General features: G+C 69.1%; 17 protein-coding genes and 1 tRNA gene. 11 read left to right on the top strand and 7 right to left on the bottom strand.

Translation table 11 applies throughout. The annotated features are described in order from the left end of the window. Nucleotides 1-104: 104 nt before the first annotated feature. Nucleotides 105-1,157 carry a mechanosensitive ion channel family protein gene (locus tag ACFMRZ_RS11190; protein WP_280362831.1) on the top strand — a complete coding sequence of 351 codons (1,053 nt, stop codon included), beginning with the start codon at nt 105-107 and terminating at the stop codon, nt 1,155-1,157. Nucleotides 1,158-1,376: 219 nt separating this feature from the next. After that, nucleotides 1,377-1,655 (top strand): hypothetical protein, encoded by a 279-nt coding sequence (locus tag ACFMRZ_RS11185; RefSeq protein WP_400179089.1) that lies wholly within the window; start codon nt 1,377-1,379, stop codon nt 1,653-1,655. Between the two features lie 31 nt (nt 1,656-1,686). Here the strand turns inward: ACFMRZ_RS11185 and ACFMRZ_RS11180 are convergent, their stop codons facing one another. Beyond that, nucleotides 1,687-3,357, bottom strand: coding sequence for a hypothetical protein (locus tag ACFMRZ_RS11180; protein ID WP_400179087.1), 1,671 nt, complete (start codon nt 3,355-3,357; stop codon nt 1,687-1,689). A 147-nt stretch (nt 3,358-3,504) separates the two neighbouring features. Here ACFMRZ_RS11180 and ACFMRZ_RS11175 point away from each other — a divergent pair, with 147 nt between their 5' ends. Next, nucleotides 3,505-5,001: an acyl-CoA carboxylase subunit beta gene (locus ACFMRZ_RS11175; RefSeq protein WP_400182827.1), complete on the top strand. Its 1,497-nt coding sequence runs from the start codon at nt 3,505-3,507 to the stop codon at nt 4,999-5,001. On the opposite strand, the gene ACFMRZ_RS11170 is transcribed toward ACFMRZ_RS11175, so the two are convergent. Next, nucleotides 4,961-5,872, bottom strand: a complete 912-nt coding sequence (locus ACFMRZ_RS11170; protein WP_400179085.1) for an alpha/beta fold hydrolase — start codon at nt 5,870-5,872, stop codon at nt 4,961-4,963. The two genes, ACFMRZ_RS11175 and ACFMRZ_RS11170, sit on opposite strands and share 41 nt — an antisense overlap. Before the next feature lie 98 nt (nt 5,873-5,970). Here ACFMRZ_RS11170 and ACFMRZ_RS11165 point away from each other — a divergent pair, with 98 nt between their 5' ends. Then, complete coding sequence (locus ACFMRZ_RS11165) at nt 5,971-6,345, top strand: winged helix-turn-helix transcriptional regulator (protein WP_400179083.1); 375 nt, start codon at nt 5,971-5,973, stop codon at nt 6,343-6,345. Here ACFMRZ_RS11165 and ACFMRZ_RS11160 read toward each other — a convergent pair. From ACFMRZ_RS11160 to ACFMRZ_RS11140, 5 genes are all read right to left on the bottom strand, one after another. Next, nucleotides 6,329-6,778, bottom strand: coding sequence for a hypothetical protein (locus ACFMRZ_RS11160; protein WP_400179081.1), 450 nt, complete (start codon nt 6,776-6,778; stop codon nt 6,329-6,331). The two genes, ACFMRZ_RS11165 and ACFMRZ_RS11160, sit on opposite strands and share 17 nt — an antisense overlap. 210 nt (nt 6,779-6,988) lie before the next feature. Continuing rightward, entirely contained in the window at nt 6,989-7,414 is a 426-nt protein-coding gene (locus tag ACFMRZ_RS11155) for a TIGR03668 family PPOX class F420-dependent oxidoreductase (protein WP_400179079.1), read from the bottom strand. Between the two features lie 78 nt (nt 7,415-7,492). Continuing rightward, nucleotides 7,493-7,566: transfer RNA gene (locus ACFMRZ_RS11150), tRNA-Leu, on the bottom strand. A gap of 247 nt (nt 7,567-7,813) precedes the next feature. Next, the gene (locus ACFMRZ_RS11145; RefSeq protein WP_280362826.1) at nt 7,814-8,098 is read right to left on the bottom strand and encodes a YciI family protein; all 285 of its coding nucleotides are present in this window, start codon (nt 8,096-8,098) and stop codon (nt 7,814-7,816) included. Nucleotides 8,099-8,115: 17 nt separating this feature from the next. Beyond that, entirely contained in the window at nt 8,116-8,724 is a 609-nt protein-coding gene (locus ACFMRZ_RS11140) for an amino-acid N-acetyltransferase (RefSeq protein ID WP_400179077.1), read from the bottom strand. 116 nt (nt 8,725-8,840) lie between these two features. Here ACFMRZ_RS11140 and pgsA point away from each other — a divergent pair, with 116 nt between their 5' ends. From pgsA to ACFMRZ_RS11105, 7 genes are all read left to right on the top strand, one after another. Then, nucleotides 8,841-9,500: a CDP-diacylglycerol--glycerol-3-phosphate 3-phosphatidyltransferase gene (pgsA, locus tag ACFMRZ_RS11135; protein WP_400179075.1), complete on the top strand. Its 660-nt coding sequence runs from the start codon at nt 8,841-8,843 to the stop codon at nt 9,498-9,500. Then, entirely contained in the window at nt 9,497-10,033 is a 537-nt protein-coding gene (locus ACFMRZ_RS11130; RefSeq protein ID WP_400179074.1) for a CinA family protein, read from the top strand. Before pgsA ends, ACFMRZ_RS11130 begins: the two co-directional genes overlap by 4 nt. 54 nt (nt 10,034-10,087) lie before the next feature. Continuing rightward, nucleotides 10,088-10,480 carry a helix-turn-helix domain-containing protein gene (locus ACFMRZ_RS11125; protein ID WP_400179072.1) on the top strand — a complete coding sequence of 131 codons (393 nt, stop codon included), beginning with the start codon at nt 10,088-10,090 and terminating at the stop codon, nt 10,478-10,480. 210 nt (nt 10,481-10,690) lie between these two features. Next, nucleotides 10,691-11,509, top strand: a complete 819-nt coding sequence (locus tag ACFMRZ_RS11120) for a PspA/IM30 family protein (protein WP_187687793.1) — start codon at nt 10,691-10,693, stop codon at nt 11,507-11,509. Nucleotides 11,510-12,161: 652 nt separating this feature from the next. Then, on the top strand, nt 12,162-12,983 hold the full coding sequence (locus tag ACFMRZ_RS11115; protein ID WP_400179070.1) for a hypothetical protein: 822 nt from the start codon (nt 12,162-12,164) through the stop codon (nt 12,981-12,983). A gap of 133 nt (nt 12,984-13,116) precedes the next feature. Then, on the top strand, nt 13,117-13,290 hold the full coding sequence (locus ACFMRZ_RS11110; protein ID WP_280271014.1) for a hypothetical protein: 174 nt from the start codon (nt 13,117-13,119) through the stop codon (nt 13,288-13,290). 135 nt (nt 13,291-13,425) lie between these two features. Then, nucleotides 13,426-14,589 carry a glycosyltransferase gene (locus ACFMRZ_RS11105; protein WP_400179069.1) on the top strand — a complete coding sequence of 388 codons (1,164 nt, stop codon included), beginning with the start codon at nt 13,426-13,428 and terminating at the stop codon, nt 14,587-14,589. The last annotated feature ends 42 nt before the right edge of the window (nt 14,590-14,631 follow it).

Below are 14,631 nucleotides of genomic sequence, written 5' to 3'. Positions count from 1 at the left end.
CCGAGTCGGCCCGATCCGCAATTCCGGGGTTGCTCCGAGGCCTCGACCCGTAGGTAGCGTGGCTGGGAGGCACACCCGAACACCGTCGCAAGGAGTTGGACGCCTTGGATGAGGTACTACGCCCGCTCATCGTTTTCGGCGGCACGCTCGCGGTCACGGTGGCGGTCGGCGTACTGATCGACCGGCTGCTGTGTTACGCCGCGACCAAGCACCCGCGAACGCGACTGCCGGGCCTGCTGCGCCGGGTGCAGCTGCCCCTGCAGCTCCTGTTGGCCACGGCCGGACTGCAATTCACCTATCCGCTGGCGGAACTGCATCTGCGCCAGGACGCCGTGATCCGCAATCTGCTGGCCACCGCGGCGGTCCTGGCCGCCGCCTGGCTCACCATCCGCGTCGTCGATGCCGTCGCCGAGAACACCCTGGACAAATACGCCGGCCGCACCGCCGACACCGCGCGGGTGCGCCGTCTGCACACCCAGCTGACCCTGGTGCGCCGGATCGTCACCACGGTGCTGGCACTGACCAGCGCGGCCGTGGTGATGCTGCTGCTGTTCCCGAGCCTGCGCACGCTGGGCACCTCGCTGCTGGCATCGGCCGGAATCATCGGCATCATCGCCGGTGTCGCGGCGCAGTCGACCCTCGGCAACCTGATGGCCGGGCTGCAGATCGCCTTCGGCGATTCCGTGAAGATCGGTGACACCGTGGTGGTCGAGGGGGAGTGGGGCACCGTAGAGGAGATCACCCTGTCGTTCCTCACCGTGCGGATCTGGGACGACCGCCGGTTGACCATGCCCGTCTCCTACTTCAACAACAAACCCTACGAGAACTGGTCCAAGGGCGGCCCGCAGCTCACCGGCACGGTCTTCCTGCATCTCGACCACAGCACCCCGGTCGCCGCGTTACGCGAGCACCTGCACGACTTCGTGCGGCGGCGGCAGGACTGGGACGGCCGGGACTGGAACCTGCTGGTCACCGACAGCACGCCGACCAGCATCGTGGTCCGCGCCTCCATGTCGGCCCGCAACGCCGACGACGTGTGGACGCTGCGCTGCGCGGTCCGCGAGGAGCTGGTGGCCTGGCTGAGCGCCTACCACCCGTACGCGCTGCCCAAGATCTCGACCGCCGTGGTGACACCTGCGCCCGCGATGGCGGACTGACCCGAGCTGGTCGCCCGCACGGTAGGATTCGTTGATTCGTCAGCGAATCCGGCTGCGCGGCTGCGCGTTCCGCCGAGACGTACACCACACCCCGAATCGATCGAAACGGACATCACCGCGGTTCCCGGACCGGTATCGTGATAACGGTTGTCGATCGCGTTCTGGCACTCATGTTTTCGCGGCAGGTAGAGCGGTTTACCGAATCCGAAAGGTCACTGCATGATTCTCGCAGCCGTTCACGACACCCTCCTCGCCCAGATCGGGAACCCCACCCCGGAGACTCCGCCCGCCGCAGACAAGCTGATGAAGCTCGTCCGATACTTCACGTGGTTCGTGATCCTGGCCGGTGTCCTCGGAATCACCTATGCGGGTGGGCGTTTCGCCTGGGACAAATCTATCGGCGCGGGCCCGTCGCCGAAGATGGTCATCGGCGCCATGGTCGGCGGCATCGTCGCCACCAGCGCCGGCACCATCATGAACGCCGCGATCGGGACCTGAGCCGCCGCGGCTGGGCAGCGCCTCGGCGTGTTCAGTTCCGGCCCGAGGTGATGTAGTAGTACATCGGGTCGACCATGTCCAGCAGATGCTGAACTTCGCTGTCGGTGAAGCGATTTCGGCGGCTGACGGTGATCAGTACCAGGTCGTTGATGGCCCGCACGATGCGGTCGAACTCGCCCTCTCCGGCTGCGTCGGTTTCGGGCGAATCCGCGCCGAGCAGGTTCGAAGCGCGCAGTTCCGCACCGGCGCGCGCGGCCTGTGCGCGCAGCTCGCCGTCGGCGCCGCGGGTGCTGGTCACCTTGGCGGCGTGGTCGTAGTAGCGGATCGCGGCCGCGATCAGTCCCGACGGTTTCGGCCGGACCAGTGAGTCGTCCGCGCTCGGCGGCCGGGCCGGATCGCCCTGACTCAGCGCGAGGGCGCGGGCCTTGGCGGTGAGGTAGCGCGCGACGAGAATGTCACGGACGGTACCGAATTCGGCGGTCCGGAGGATGTCCACCGACGCGTGCTCGTAGTTCTCGACCGCCGCGATCACCGCGGCGGGTTCGGTATCGTCGGCCATCCGGGCGAGCCGCCGCGTGCGATCGTCCAGCCGCAACAGCGCTCGCACATTGCCCTCGTGCCGCCGTCGCCCGCCGGTGCTGCCCGGAAAACACGCCAGCAGGTCCCGGGTCGTTTCGGCCGCGTCCGTACCGAAGGCGGCCGCGAACAGATTCCCGTACTCCGGATGCGCGGCGTAGGCCATCTCCAAGCGGCGCAACTCGATGATGATCTCGCCGAGTTCTTCCGCGCGCAGACCGTCCTGGGGATCTCGATCCCCGGCCGCGCCGGGACCGCACAATTCGATCAGCGCGCTCGTGACGGCCCGCATCGCCCGAGTCTCGCGTTCCGGATCCTCCTCGGCCAGGGCGCGGGCGTGCTCGGCGTGAAAGCGGGCGAGTTCGCGATGCAAGTCCCAGCCGAGGATCCCGGCGAGTTCCAGCTCGGTCTCCTTGATCGAGCGGATCCGGCTCAGCCCGGTCGGCTCGTACTCCGCGTGCCGCGACAACACGGCCTCGGCCTCGGCCGCCGCGCGGGCACAGCGGATGCCGATCATGCAGTCCAGTCGCGAGCCGACGTCGACCAGCCGCAGACCCCGGCGCGCCCAGTCGCGGGCCGCCTCGATCGGTTCCCGATCGCCTCGGCGACGCTGTCGCAGCCGGCGCTCGGCGAGTTCGGCGGACCAGTACAGCATGTCGGAGCGGTCGTCCCGGGCGGCCGCATGCGCGAATTGTTCCTCCAGTTGCCCGATTTCGTAGTTCCGGCTGGAGTATCGTGCTTCCAGCCGTTTCACGTCGACAGTGGCGGGGCGGCGTTCGGTGTGTCCCGCGCCCGCGGCCAACTCGATGATCGCGTCCGGCACGGGACGGTTCTCGGCGGTCATCTTGTCGACCACCGCGGCCGCGAGGGCGGCGATCGTCTTGAAGTGCTTCCACATGGTGGCCTTCGGGATCGGCCCCTCCGTGCCGTCGCGCCGGACGTAGCCGCGCGCCGCCGCGCAGATGTCGCCGGTCGTGAGGCGGGCGATCGAATCGCCCGCGTCCGGCGCCGTCATCACCTGTTCCGCCGCCGCGACGATCATAACTTTGGTGCGTTCCTCGAGCGCTCGCCCGGCTCGCCGCTGGTAGGTCGCGTCCGGGCCGCGATGCATAGATGTAGACGACACGGCCGAGAGTCTATTGCAGTGCACATAGTTGTGAACGCGTCTCTTCCGGCTACTGTCGGTGGGACAGCGAACCGAGGGTTACCGAGGGAGGACGCATCGTTGGAGACGACCGCCGCGAAACTGAAGCTGCTGCAAGACAGTCTGGAAATGGCGCGAGAACCGGCCGGGGCCGTGGGGATCGCCAAGCGGGCCGCGAAGGGGATTCCCAGCCCGCGTGAGCGCATCGGCATGCTGCTCGACGCCGGGAGTTTCATCGAGATCGGTGCGCTGGTGAAGCAGCCCGGCTCCCGCGACACCCTGTACGGCGACGGCGTGGTGACCGGTCACGGCACCGTCGACGGCCGCCCGGTCGTGGTGATCGCCCATGACCAGACGGTGTTCGGCGGCTCGGTCGGCGAGATGTTCGGCCGCAAGGTCGCCGCGGCAATGGATTTCGCGGCCGAGATCGGCTGCCCGTTCGTGGCGATCAACGACTCCGGCGGCGCGCGGGTGCAGGACGCGGTGACCTCGCTGGCCTGGTACGCGGCGATGAGCCGCCGTCAACTGGGACTGTCCGGGGTGGTGCCGCAGGTCTCGCTGATGCTGGGCAAATGCGCCGCGGGTGCGGTGTACGCGCCGATCAATACCGATGTCCTGATCGCGACCGAATCGGCCTACATGTTCGTGACCGGGCCCGACATCATCCGTGAGACGACGGGTGAGGAGGTCACCCTCGAGGAACTCGGCGGCGCGTTCACCCAGGCCGAGAACGGCAATATCCATCATGTCGCGCGGGACGAGCCGGCGGCGTTCGAGTGGGCGCGGACGTATCTGAGCTACATGCCGTCGAACTGTTTCGAGCAGCCGCCCGTCGTCAATCCGGGCCTCGAGCCCGAAATCACCGACTCGGACCGCGAACTCGACACGATCATTCCCGATTCCGATCGCGCCGGGTACGACATGTACGACGTACTGCTGCGGATATTCGACGACGGCGAGTTCCACGAGGTCGGAGATGCCGCCGCCCGCAATATGATCACCGGCTTCGCCCGCGTGGACGGCCGCAGCGTGGGTGTGGTGGCCAATCAGCCACTGGTGTCCAGCGGCGCGATCGATGCTCGCAGTTCGGACAAGGCGGCGCATTTCATCAGGCTCTGCGACGCGTTCGGGTTGCCGCTGGTGTTCGTGGTCGACACTCCCGGCGTGCTGCCCGGTGTCGAGGAGGAAAAGATCGGCGTCATCAAGCGCGGCGGCCGGTTCTTCTACGCCGTGGTCGAGGCCACCGTCCCGATCGTCACCGTGGTGGTGCGCAAGGCCTACGGCGGGGGCTATGCGGTGATGGGCTGCAAACAGCTAGGCGGGGAAATCAATCTCGCCTGGCCCACCGCCCGCATCGCCGTCATGGGTGGTGAGGCGGCCGTCGGGCTTACACAGCGCCGTCAGCTCGCCGCGGTCTCCGACGAGGAGCGTCCGGCGTTGCGGCAGCAGATGATCGACTTCTACAACGCCACCGTCGCCACCCCCTGGATCGCCGCCGAGCGCGGCTACATCGACGCCGTCATCGAGCCGAGCAGTACCCGGCTGGAGATTCGCAAGGCCTTGCGCCTGCTGCGCGACAAGCGCGTCACGCACGGGCCGCGCAAGCATCACCTGATGCCGCTGTAGCCTGGTTGCAGGACGGATTCTGCTGTGCTGCAAGGAACTTCGTCAGTAGCGGGGATAGGGCGGCAGCGCCGTCGATCGGGATGATGTGGCCGCAGCCGGGGATGACGTGACCGCTCAGGTCATCGGTGTGGGGTGCGAGCTGGCGGGCGAGGGCGTCGCCTACGGGGTGCGCGCCTATCGCCAAAGTCGGTACTTGCAAACGGGTTTCGGCGACGGCGCGTTCGATCTGCCGGGCACTGTCGGGCATGGCGCGGTAGTGCGCGAACGCGGCCCGCAACGCGCCTGGACGGCTGTAGGCGTCGACGAAGGCGTCTCGCAACGCGCCGGGGACGCCGCGGCCACGGGTCCCGGCGGTCAGAAACCAGTCGATGTACTCCGATTCGTGTCCCGCCAGAACGCTTTCGGCGAGACCAGGGACGGAGTGGAAGCCGAACCACCACGGCGGTCCGTCGCGCAGGAAGTCCTCCGCGCCCGGCAGCCTGCCCAGCAGCGATTCCATCACGACCAGTCGCCGGACCAGGTCGGGCCGCCGCATCGCCAGTAGGAAGGCGGCCGGGGCGCCGAGATCGATGCCGACCACGGCGGCCTCGCGCTCGCCCAGTTCCTCGAGCAGTCCGGCGGCGTCCGCGGCCAGATTTCCGGCGTCGTAGCCGTCTACCGAGCGCTCGGTGGCGCCGAGCCCGCGTAGGTCCGGCGCGATCACCCGGTGTGAGTGCGCGAGCGTGTCGATCACCTCGCGCCACAACTGCCAGGTGTGCGGAAAGCCGTGCAGCAGTAGCACGGCCGGCCCGGCGCCCGCGACGGCGACATTGATATCGAGACCGTTCGCCGGTACCCGCCGCACGGAGATCCGGGACGTTCGGAGCGTCATGGCTCACCTCATCGAGTAACTAATAGTGACCACATGACCGTAGGAAACCTATGCTGGTCGGTGAAGACGGCACTTTCGACTCAGGTGGTGAGGTCCAGGTGACTACCCGGCGCGGTGATGTGTTCGACCCGGCCTGCCCGACGCGTCGGCTGCTCGACCGCATCGGGACCAAATGGGTGTCCATGGTGGTGAAGCTGCTGGCCGAGGCGCACCCGGCCGAGGTCCGTTTCGCCGAACTCCGCCGCCGCATGCCCGGCGTCTCCCAGAAGATGCTGTCGGTCACCCTGCAGAATCTGACCCGCGACGGGCTGGTGGCCCGCCGCGTCGAGCCCACGGTGCCGCCCCGGGTGCACTATCGCCTCACCGATCTCGGGCTGTCCCTCGAAACCCCGCTCGCCGCCTTGCGGGCTTGGGCCGAGGAACACATGGCGACCGTCGACGTCGCGCGCGGCGACGCTACCAGCGCAGGTTGACGCCGCGGGCGAACAGGAAACCGTGGCCCGTGGCGTTGTTGGTGCAGGTGGCGCGCTGGTCCCGGGCGGCGCAGGTGAAATCGCCGACCGTGAGGGCGGTCTCGTCGGGGAGGACGTAGGCGGGATGGGCGCCCTGGAAGAGGCCCTCTTTCAGGCAGATCAGTTCGGCGGCGGTGTAGCCGAGCATCATGGTCGGTTCGGTGGGCTGATCGGCGTCGTTCGAAACGCACCCGGTACGGCCGCGCTCGTGCGTGGCGAGCTGCTGGCAACCCGCGGTGGCCGGCGGATCGGACAGTGGCGTGTCCTGGATACCGCAGCCGACGCTGCCGTCCGCCGTGGTGAAGAAATACCCGTCGGCATGGCGGTAGTATTCCGGGTCGGCGGCCGCGGCGGCTGGTGCCGGGCCCGCGAAAAGCGTTGTGCTGATCAGCATTCCGAGACCGGACAGTGCAACGGCACCGGCCAGAACGTGTGCGCGCAATGTAACCCCCTGAATTCGGCCCTGCTCCGGCATTCGCGGCCACCCTACCCGGCGCCGGTCGCGAATGGCGAATTACGTAGGGGTAGGCGCGAATACCCAGCTATTCCGGTACGAACCGGACGGTCGCACGGTGACCGTGTGGTCCGCGCATTCGGTACCGCTTCAGTCGCTGTAGGACCAGCCGGTCACGGCGTCGACATCGATTCGAATCACCGGGCCCTGCGGCCTATTGCCTTGGTACTGCGGGTATTTGGCGGTGAGCCAGGCGATCGGCGCGTCGCGATCGGCGTCCTCGGTGAGAAGGCGGGCCGTGCCGTCCGCGCGCACCCACCACAGTTGCGTCCAGTCCTCGTCGTACTCGTCGGCCAGCATCGACACCCGGTCGTGCGCCGCGATATTGCGCAGCCGCCGCAGGTTGGTCGTCGTCTTCGGCTTGTGGTCCACGGCGATCACGACGACCGGTGCGTCCGGGGCGACCGCGAAGGTGACCGGCACCAGATGCGGCTGCCCGGTCGCGCTCACCGTGGCCAGCCGCGCTACCCGGGCCGCCCGGAAACGTCGCAGGGCTTCCTGCTCGTCCAATCGCATCGGTCCAGGTTAAGCGCCCGCGCGGGGTGTCGGCGTTGACACCCGTCTCGGCACTGAGATGCGCGGGCGGAAATTCGGTTCCCTCGGCGAGATTCGAACTCGCACTGGCCGGTACCTGAGACCGGTGCCTCTTCCGATTGGGCTACGAGGGAGGGACACGGACGGGAGGGCGCAGGCATGAAAAAGGGCCGCTCCGTGGCGAATTGCCCGAAATGCGGCCCTGTGTGGGTCCGTGCGACAGGACCTCAGGGACCGCTGCGGACGTTCGTCCCGCGGAATCCGGATACCGGAAGTAGCGCGAGCTGTCCGATCATCGCTGACTCCTTCCACTGGTTCCGATGTGATGTATCGACGGTAGCACCGCGAAATGCCTTGGGAAACCGAATTTCCGGGGCCTCCTCACTCGGCGAATGCGCCCATGACCGGCTGCCATTCGACGAAGCGCTTGGCGTCGATCAGACCCTGCTGGGCGAACGGATCCTCGGCCAGCAGCTTCTCCACGGCCGCGGCGTCGTCGGCGCGGAACAGGAGCAGCGCGCCCGAGCCGTCCGGGTAGGGACCCGTCGACAGCACCACGCCCTGGTCCACCAGCCCGGACAGCCAAGCCCGGTGGGCGGGCCGGTGCTCGTCGCGGGCAGGCGCGGTCGTCGCGGAGTAGGTGTAGTGGACGGCGAAGATCGGCACGGAGAACTTCCTGAGAGCTAGAGGGTCAACAGCATTCGAGTATTGCCGAGGGTGTTCGGCTTGACGTAGCTGAGGTCGAGGAACTCCGCCACACCGGTGTCGTAGGAGCGGCACATCTCGGCGAACACCTCGGCGGTCACGGGTGTGCCGTCGATCTCGGCGAACCCGTGGCGCTCGAAGAAGTCCACCTCGAAGGTGAGCACGAACAGCCGCCGCAACTCCAGCTCGCGCGCCGTCGTGATCAACTTGTCGACGATCAGGCGGCCGAGGCCCTTGCCCTTGGCGCTCGGGTGCACCGCCACCGTGCGCACCTCGCCCAGGTCCGCCCACAACACGTGCAGCGCGCCGCAGCCGACCACCCGGCCGTCGACCTCGGCCACCCAGAACTCCTGCACCGCCTCGTACAGTGTGACGAGATTCTTCTCCAGCAGGATCTTGCCGGCGTAGACGTCGACGAGGGTCTTGATGTCGGGCACATCCGAGGTCCGGGCGCGTCGCACGATCGGGTCGCCCGCCCCGGCCCTCGACTCCGGACCCGGGGCCCGCGCGGTCACGGCGGGCTGGGGAGCGCGGTCGTCGGGCACGGCGTCGCCGATCGAATCACTGTGCGAGGCCCGTGTTGTCATGGGGTGCACAGTAGTCGGCTGGACAACCGATAGTCTGGTGGAGTGCCGCACCGCCAGCCCGCCTCCGAGCCCCCACATTCCGGGGTCCGGCGCGGCGTACCCAGGTGGGGGTGCCGGTGAGCGTGCAGAGCGACGATATGGACAGTGCCTGGGTCGATACGGGCCGAGCGCGCGCGAATCTGGTCTCCGCCACGCCCCGCACCGTGGAGCCGTCGGCGGTGCCGCTGATGAACATCGCCAACATCCTGACCGTGCTGCGGATCCTCATCGTGCCGCTGTTCCTGCTGGCGCTGTTCGCCGCCGGCGGGCACGACACCGGCTGGCGGATCGCGGCGACGGTGCTGTTCGGGGTCGCGGCCGTGACCGATCGCATCGACGGGCAACTGGCCCGCAAATACGGCCTGGTGACCGACTTCGGCAAACTGGCCGACCCGATCGCCGACAAGGCGCTGATCGGCTCGGCGCTGATCGGGCTCTCGGCACTCGGCGATCTGGCCTGGTGGATCACGCTGGTGATCTGCGCGCGCGAGATCGGCGTCACGCTGCTGCGCCTGGCGGTGGTCCGGCGCGGCGTGATTCCGGCCGGTCGGGGCGGCAAATTGAAGACGCTGGTGCAGTCGCTGGCCATCGGCGTGATGCTGCTGCCGCTGTCGGGCGCGTTCCAGAGCGCGGGGCTGCTGCTGATGTACGTGGCGGTGGCGCTGACGGTGATCACCGGCCTGGACTATGTGGTGCAGGCGGCCCGGCTCCGATTCGGGCCGGTCCGGCGGTCGTGACCGCGGTGCCGCCGCCGAACGATCCGCTGGTCGCGACGATTCCCGTCACCGAACTGGTCCGGCTGCTGCGGCAGAGCGACCTCACCTTGGCCACCGCGGAATCGCTGACCGCGGGCCTGCTCGCGGCCACCGTCGCCGGTGTGCCCGGCGCCAGCACGGTGCTGCGCGGCGGACTGATCGTCTACGCCACCGATCTCAAGCACAGCCTGGCCGGAGTGAGCGAACACACGTTGGCCACCGACGGTCCGGTCGCCGCGAGCACCGCCGAACAGCTGGCCGTGGGCGCGCGTACCGCCTGTGCCGCCGACTGGGGCGTGGGCCTCACCGGTGTCGCCGGACCGGATCCGCAGGACGGTCGGCCGGTCGGCACGGTGTTCCTCGGGCTGGCCGGACCGGAGAGCACCGAGGTGTTGCGGTTGAAACTGTCCGGCGACCGGTGGACGATCAGGGTGGAAGCCGTGCGCGCGGCCGTGCGCGAACTCGTCCGGAGTCTGGGAGCGCCGGCACCCGGGAACCAACCGGGTGGCGTGTGACGTTGTCACTGCAGGAACTCGGGTCCGGCGAGTAAAGAACGTGAGGAGAACGAGATGACGCTGCTGCGAGAGGCCATCGGGGAAAGTCTGCGGCGCGCTCGGATCGCGCAGAGCCGGACCCTGCGCGAGGTATCCACGTCCGCGCGGGTCAGTCTCGGCTACCTGTCCGAGGTGGAGCGCGGTCGCAAGGAAGCCTCCAGCGAACTGCTGGCGGCCATTTGCCAGGCGCTGGACCTACCGCTGTCACGGGTGCTGTCGGACGTGAGCGCGGCGATGGCCGAGGCGGACGGGGTGCCCGCGCGGCCCGTGCCCGCGGCTCCGGCCGCCGCGCCCGCCGACGCCGCGGTCGCGACCGTGTCGGTTCCGCTCGGTGCCATCGCCGAGGAGACCCGCATCGTGATTCCGGCGCCCAGGGCGGAAAAGCTGGTACTGGTACAGGCGAAGTGACCAGGAGTTGCCGGCGCCGACACCGTTCGGCGCCGGCAACACTGTACGACGGAGCGGAAACGGATAGATTCTCTATAAGCGTTCGGTAACCGGCGGGGTCCTGCCCATACCGGTGCCGCGCGGTGGAGGATAGGGACAACGGGGTGCGTGACGGTCGCGCACTACAGTCGCGCGGGAGCGCGGCGCGTCAGATGGAGGCGGGATCAATCGATGGCTAATCCGTTCGTCAAGGCCTGGAAGTACCTCATGGCCCTCTTCGATTCCAAGATCGAGGAGCACGCGGATCCGAAGGTCCAGATTCAGCAGGCTATCGAGGAAGCTCAGCGCCAGCACCAGGCCCTGTCGCAGCAGGCCGCGTCGGTCATCGGCAACCAGCGTCAGCTGGAGATGAAGCTGAACCGCCAGCTCGACGAGGTGGAGAAGCTCAACGCCAATGCCCGGCAGGCGGTCATGCTCGCCGACCAGGCCCAGGCCGCCGGTGACTCCGAGAAGGCGATCCAGTACACCAACGCGGCCGAGGCGTTCGCCGCGCAGCTGGTCACCGCCGAGCAGTCCATCGAAGACCTGAAGGTGCTGCACGACCAGTCGCTGCAGGCGGCCGCGCAGGCTAAGAAGGCGGTCGAGCAGAACGCGATGACGCTGCAGCAGAAGGTCGCCGAGCGCACCAAGCTGCTCAGCCAGCTCGAGCAGGCGAAGATGCAGGAGCAGGTCAGCGCCTCGCTGCAGTCGATGGACTCCACGCTGTCCGCGCCCGGCAGCACCCCGAGCCTGGACGCGGTGCGCGAGAAGATCGAGCGCCGGTACGCCAATGCGCTGGGCGCCGCCGAACTCGCGGGCAACTCGGTGCAGGGACGAATGCTGGAGGTGCAGCAGGCCAGCGTCCAGATGGCCGGCCACAACCGGCTCGAGCAGATCCGCGCCTCCATGCGCGGCGACTCGCTGCCCGCCGGTGACTCCGCCACCCCGCAGGCCGTCCCGAACCCGGCCGCGCAGCCGCAGATCGACAAGGGCCAGACCGCGCAGCAGTAACGCTCGCCCGCCGGAGAGGTACGAGGTCATGGGTAGATCGCGGGCCCGCCACGAGCCCGCGGTCGACCGCGCCCGCGGCCAGGGATTTGGTCGCCGGGCAGGCGGTCCCGCTGAGCCTCGTGGTCCCGGCGAGCCCCTGGTTCAGCAGGCCGCCGAGCCCGCCTGGAAGGCATTGTTCCCCTCCGTGTTCCGGCGTCCTCCGGGCGAGCATCGCGAAGCGGAGCACGACACCGGCCCTGCGTTCGAATCGGTTGCAAGACCGGGCAACCCCATGAACGAAGCCAGGGACGTAGTGCAGCCCAACCCTTCCCGTACCCACCCGGCCGCCGGCCTCGGCTGGGTACCCACGGACCATTCGGCCCCGCCCGCCGATCTACCCGGCAGGAGAACATCTTCCGACTCGCCTCCGGGATCCCGAGAACGGCCGCACTCCCCGCAATCGCCGGGTGTGGCACGCTCCGGCAACGCAGCCGGCAGTGACGCCGCCAACGGCGAGCGTAGCCAGGGCGCTGCGGCATCCGGTCGGAGGGCGGCCGGGCGTGGCGGTGGTGTCGCCGACGGTGTGCGGGAGCGTAATTCGGGCGGTGCGGCTTCCGGTCGGAAGGCGGCTGGGCGTGCGGGTGGTCGGAGGGCGACAGCGCGCGAGAGGTTTGTGCGTGAGGTGCTGGCGCAGTCCGGGATGCCGGAGGAGCAGGTCGATCAGGCGCGGCGGTTGCCGGATACGTTGCGTGAGGTGGGGGAGACCGCCCTGCACGCGGTGCGGAAGTGGGCCGATCCGCGGGAGCGGGAATTGCGGCGGCGTCGGCGGGTGCGGCGGCGGAGCCTGCGGCTGAGTGCCGCCTCCGGGCTGACGGCGCTGGGCACGGCGGGACTGGTGGTCGTCTCGGCTCCGGCGTGGGCCGTCATCGTCGTCGGCAGCGGTGCCGCTGCCCTGGTGACGGGTGCGGCCGTGACCACCAAGCGCTATTTCGAACTCCGGCGAAACCCGTTGCCGCCCGCCGCGTTCGTGCCGCGCAAGCTGCCGCCGATCCGCTCGGCCGCACGCGACCCGATCGCCCGGCTGGTCCGGGCCGAGCGCGCGTGCTACGCCGTGGGCAGGCAGATCGCGCACGGCGGCCGCTTGCCCGCGGACGATCTCACCGACACTCTCGACACCGCCGACTCCGCCGCCGCGGCCCTGCACGCGCTGGCCGCCGACATCGTCGCCATGGAGCACGCGGCCGGTCTGGTGGGGCAGTTGAAGACTCGGTCCGCACCGTTGCCGTCCGACCATGTCCACGCGGCCGTGGCCCGGCTGCTGGACGGCGTCGCGGAATACGAGGAACTGGTCGCCTCCGCGAGCCGGATCCTCGCCGTTCCCGAAAGCCCCGCGTTCCCGGACGATCTGGGCTGGGCGATGGCCGACCTGCGCGACGCCGCCGACCGCCTGGACGGCTGGGCCCAGGCGCTCACCGAGCTTGCCGACCGGCGTTGATCCGGTCTAGGGGACAACCCTGATCTTTCCCGGATATCGCTTGTGACCTGGTGATTTTCGGGCTTCGGCTTGTCAGTATGGAGGAGTCGGATCGCGCTGACGGCGGTTCGGAAACCTTCGGGAGGAAGTGGACATGTTCTGGAAGATCCTGGGCGTCGTCGCGCTCGTCTGGCTGGCGCTGATCGTGATCGGTGCGCTGGTCAAGGCGCTGTTCCCGATTCTGATTATCAGCCTCGTGGTGTTCGGGCTGTACCTGCTGTACAAGGCGGTGTCGGGGTCGAACAAGTCGACAGTGAACAAGATGTAGACGTCCCTGTGCCAGGGACCGCGGGCCGTTCGGTGTCGTCACCGGACGGCCCGCCGGTGTTCCGGTGACACCGCGCGGGTTCGCGAACCATGGGTTGTGGCAGGCGAATGCGGGGGATGTGGCACCCTGGGGCGCATGCGAGTGGCTGTCATCGCGGGGCCGGACCCTGGTCATGCGTTCCCGGCGATCGCGCTGTGCCTGCGGTTTCTCGCGGCGGGCGACGAGCCGGTGCTGTTCACCTCGCCGGTGTGGTTCGACGCCGCGCGGGCGGCGGGTCTCGGGGTGCGGCGGCTGAAGGGACTCGCCCCGCGCCCGGAGGACGATCCGGGCGACGCCGGACAGCGCATCCACCAGCGCGCCGCGCATATCTCCTCGGAGATCCTGCCCGAACTGAGTGCGATGCTGCCCGAACTCGTCGTGTCGGACGTTCTCACCGCGGGCGGTGGCATGGCCGCCGAACGACTACGGGTGCCATGGGTGGAACTGTCGCCGCATCCGCTATATCTACCGTCGAAAGCGTTGCCGCCCATCGGAAGTGGGCTCGCACCCGGGGAGGGCCTGCGCGGCCGGGCGCGGGACGTGGTGCTGCGCGGCCTGTCTGCCCGGGCGATCCATCGCGGCGAACAGCAGCGCGCCGCGGCCCGGATGAGCGTCGGCCTGCCGCCGGAAGATCCCGGACCGCAGGCGCGCCTGATCGCGAGCCTGCCCGCACTCGAGGTCCCCCGGCCCGACTGGCCCGAACACGCGCACCTGGTCGGACCGCTGCTGTGGGAGCCGACCGACGACGTACTGCCGCTGCCGCCCGGTGCCGAACCGCTGGTCATGGTGGCGCCCTCGACCGCACACACGGGCGTGGAGAACATGGCCGAGGGCGTGCTCGACGCGCTCGACGGCGCCGGTGTGCGGGTCGCGGTCTCGACCATCCACACCCCGCCCGCGCACCTGCCGCCCTGGGCCACAGCAGGTTTGGGCCGCCAAGACGAACTGCTCCGGCACGCCGACTTGGTGGTCGGCGGCGGCGGACACGGTCTGCTGGCGAAAACCCTGCTCGCAGGAGTGCCGATCGTGACGGTGCCCGGCGGCGGCGACCAGTGGGAACTGGCGAATCGCGCTGCCCGCCAAGGCAGTTCGATAGTGGTCCGCCCGTTCACCGGCGAGGCGATACGGTCGGCCGTCCTGCGCATGATCGCCGACCCGTCGTACCGGCGCGCCGCCACCGCCGCCGCGGCCACCGCCGACGTCGTCTCCGACCCGATCGAGACCTGCCACCGAGTACTCGATGCCGCCCGGGCCCGTTGACACCCCCGGCCTGCGCGGACACAAACAGCGTTGAGATGGCAA

This window comes from Nocardia sp. N2S4-5, from assembly GCF_044628355.1.
GTDB lineage: Bacteria > Actinomycetota > Actinomycetes > Mycobacteriales > Mycobacteriaceae > Nocardia > Nocardia wallacei_B.
This window is presented reverse-complemented; position numbering and strand designations above follow the sequence as displayed.

Excerpts from the sequence above, each read along its gene's own strand:
- ACFMRZ_RS11185 (WP_400179089.1), top strand. The coding sequence starts at position 1,377 with ATGATTCTCGCAGCCGTTCACGACACCCTCCTCGCCCAGATCGGGAAC.
- ACFMRZ_RS11175 (WP_400182827.1), top strand. The coding sequence starts at position 3,505 with ATGGCGCGAGAACCGGCCGGGGCCGTGGGGATCGCCAAGCGGGCCGCG.
- ACFMRZ_RS11170 (WP_400179085.1), bottom strand. The coding sequence starts at position 5,872 with ATGACGCTCCGAACGTCCCGGATCTCCGTGCGGCGGGTACCGGCGAAC.
- ACFMRZ_RS11160 (WP_400179081.1), bottom strand. The coding sequence starts at position 6,778 with ATGCTGATCAGCACAACGCTTTTCGCGGGCCCGGCACCAGCCGCCGCG.
- ACFMRZ_RS11155 (WP_400179079.1), bottom strand. The coding sequence starts at position 7,414 with ATGCGATTGGACGAGCAGGAAGCCCTGCGACGTTTCCGGGCGGCCCGG.
- ACFMRZ_RS11140 (WP_400179077.1), bottom strand. The coding sequence starts at position 8,724 with ATGACAACACGGGCCTCGCACAGTGATTCGATCGGCGACGCCGTGCCC.
- ACFMRZ_RS11125 (WP_400179072.1), top strand. The coding sequence starts at position 10,088 with ATGACGCTGCTGCGAGAGGCCATCGGGGAAAGTCTGCGGCGCGCTCGG.
- ACFMRZ_RS11120 (WP_187687793.1), top strand. The coding sequence starts at position 10,691 with ATGGCTAATCCGTTCGTCAAGGCCTGGAAGTACCTCATGGCCCTCTTC.
- ACFMRZ_RS11110 (WP_280271014.1), top strand. The coding sequence starts at position 13,117 with ATGTTCTGGAAGATCCTGGGCGTCGTCGCGCTCGTCTGGCTGGCGCTG.
- ACFMRZ_RS11105 (WP_400179069.1), top strand. The coding sequence starts at position 13,426 with ATGCGAGTGGCTGTCATCGCGGGGCCGGACCCTGGTCATGCGTTCCCG.